A 2,580-nucleotide genomic window follows, 5' to 3' on the forward strand; every position below is an offset into this window, starting at 1 on the left:
ATATTGGTGGTCACCGTCCCGAAAGACACGCCGTCAGCGCAATAGCCGCCATATTGCGGTGCATATTTGGATGGATCGCCCTTGAAGAGGTCGCGATTTCTAGCGCTGGCGAAATACCAAGTCGCGCCAAGCCAGTGGTGGGAATATGTCTCGGATCCTTCGACGGCCTGGTTTTCAGTGAAATAGGCGACCGGGTCGTAGCCCTTGATCGCGACATCGCCGAAATAGCCGGTATTGACGAGTTCCTCGGCCGCCATAACCTGAATGAAGGGGGGCTGAAGGAAGGAAAGCAGCATGACCGCAGCCCCAACAGCCGCGCCCACCCGCTTTCCGGATTTTCGCACATGGCCGTATTTTTGCACATGATAAGACATAACAAGCTCCGTTTCCGGACGCGGTCTGTTACCTCAAGCGAAATGCTATTGCCGTTTGGTGCATTCCTTGTAGAGCGGTTCGCCCACAAGCTCGGCTTTCTGGCAAACAGCACCGGCTTCCATGAGTAATTTGGCCGTGTCCCAATGCGCCCGCCACCCGGCTTGAGTGAGAGGCGTGTACCCGTTTCTTTCCGTCGCTTCGACATCCGCGCTCTTCGTCAGCAGAAAAGCGACCACGTCGGTGCGGCCCTCTTCGGCGGCGCCGTGCAGCGGCGACATCTGATAGAAATTCTTCCTGTCGTTGACATCAGCTCCCTCGGCGACAAGCCGTTTCACCACCTCCAGATTTCCTCCATAGGCTGCTGCATGCAGCGCCGTCAGCCCACCCTTGTTGCGAATTTCGATGTCGGCGCCGCGATCCAGCAAAAGAACGACGACATCGGCATGGCCCGCCAATGACGCGATAATCAGCGCCGGCTCGCCCGCCTCATCGAGCTCCGACAGATCGGAGCCCTGGTCCAGCAACTGTGTGACGCGGGCGATATCGCCGTCCTTGGCCGCCTGATGCAAAGGACCTGCCCATGCCGGGAGGACGCCAATGACAAGCGTAGCAACAGTCGCGGTAAAAATATTCACGGGCACGATCTCGGTTTGATCATGGTTCGTATGCGCCGTTTTGTCGCGTTTTAGCACGTGTGCAATTTGTAAACAAGATTAAGCTAATGGACGCGCTCCCGGTCAACACCACTCGCGCGCCAAGGCTGCGACCGACGGTTCCAAGGAATACGGTCACACTTGTTACTCCCCCTGTTCGATTTCCGATGCGAAACTATCTCAGACCAATGCGCGATGAACCGGGCGTCCAAGCTTGGGAAATCGCCCCAATGAGGAGATTGAAAGCCATGACTGCTTCAGCCGAGAATGGAAAAAGCGGACAAGCCATGCACAAACCGCCGGTCGTGTCGCGGCAAGCCTGGGAAGCAGCCCACGCGCAACTGCTCGTGAAGGAGAAGGCTGAGACGCGTGCCCGCGACGCGCTGGCCGCCGAGCGCCGGCGCATGCCGTGGATGGCGGTCGAGAAGGCCTATGCGTTTGAGGGGCCTCAGGGCAAAGTCAGCTTGCTCGACCTGTTCGAAGGCAGACACCAGCTCATCCTCTACCGCGCCTTCTACGAGCCCGGCGTGTTCGGCTGGCCCGAGCATGCCTGCCGCGGCTGCTCGATGGTGGCCGATCAGGTTGCCCATGTCGCCCATCTCAACGCCCGCGACACGACGCTGGTCTTCGCCTCCCGCGCCCCGCAGGCCGACATTACGCGGCTGAAGGCGCGGATGGGCTGGACGATGCCGTGGGTCACGATCACCGACAGCTTCGACAAGGACTTCGGCGTCGACGAGTGGCACGGCACCAATGTGTTCTACCGCGACGGCGATCGCATCTTCCGCACCTATTTCATCAACAATCGCGGCGACGAGCAGATGGGCGGCACCTGGAACTACCTCGACATCACGCCGCTCGGCCGCCAGGAAGTCTGGGAGGATTCGCCCGAGGGCTATCCGCAGACCCCGACCTACAAGTGGTGGAACTGGCACGACAGCTACGTGCCGGACGCCGAGCCCGACAAGAAATGGGTCGAGGTGTCAGATGCAGGGGAGGCGGCGTTTCGGGCCGAGAGTGCAAACGAGAAACCGTAGGGTCGGTCCGGCCGTATCCTCCGTTCCGGCAGGAGGGTACGGCGGTCCGCCTGAAAGTCTGGCGAACCGCAAATCTTCTTTCATGACGACGCATCAGCTGGGCAGGTCGTGGCGCCGCTGGTGCTCGCTCCGTACCGTCGCCTCCCTGCACCTTCTGCGCGCAAAATTTCACCGACATATCTCCTTACTGTCACGGAACCATGCTAGATTTCGCCCGATTTCCAGGGGAGGCGGGCATGGATACGGATTTTCGTGTGACCGGCAGGAATGCGGCAGCGCTTTTTGCGCTGACCATCCATCGCGGCGACGGCATGGTGCTGCTCGGCATGGACTGGAAGAATGGCCGGCCGCCGATCGATTTCGTCGGTTTCGCCATCCAGTATCGCGAGCCGGGTACTGACTTCTTCAAGAACGTGCGCAACCGTATCGGCTTTCCCGGCCAGCCGGTTCCAGACGACGGCATCCGCACGACAGAGGCGCCGATCCAGAAATTCCGCTGGGTGCATTTTCCCTTC

3 protein-coding genes and 1 pseudogene are annotated in these 2,580 nt (G+C 60.2%); 2 read left to right on the top strand and 2 right to left on the bottom strand.

Translation table 11 applies throughout. From position 1 onward, the window contains the following. Positions 1–374 (bottom strand): YHS domain-containing (seleno)protein (locus FY112_RS00615; RefSeq protein WP_181018113.1); only part of this gene is annotated, 374 nt, incomplete at its 3' end. A gap of 45 nt (positions 375–419) precedes the next feature. Beyond that, positions 420–1,067 (bottom strand): ankyrin repeat domain-containing protein, encoded by a 648-nt coding sequence (locus FY112_RS00620; RefSeq protein WP_017960939.1) that lies wholly within the window; start codon positions 1,065–1,067, stop codon positions 420–422. A gap of 209 nt (positions 1,068–1,276) precedes the next feature. Between FY112_RS00620 and FY112_RS00625 the strand changes: the two genes are divergently transcribed. Together FY112_RS00625 and FY112_RS00630 are read left to right on the top strand one after the other, a co-directional pair. Then, complete coding sequence (locus tag FY112_RS00625; RefSeq protein WP_017960938.1) at positions 1,277–2,065, top strand: thioredoxin family protein; 789 nt, start codon at positions 1,277–1,279, stop codon at positions 2,063–2,065. 236 nt (positions 2,066–2,301) lie between these two features. After that, a pseudogene (locus FY112_RS00630) lies at positions 2,302–2,580 on the top strand (phospholipase); the annotation flags it as partial.

The organism is Rhizobium sp. PEPV16, assembly GCF_008919455.1.
GTDB lineage: Bacteria > Pseudomonadota > Alphaproteobacteria > Rhizobiales > Rhizobiaceae > Rhizobium > Rhizobium leguminosarum_Q.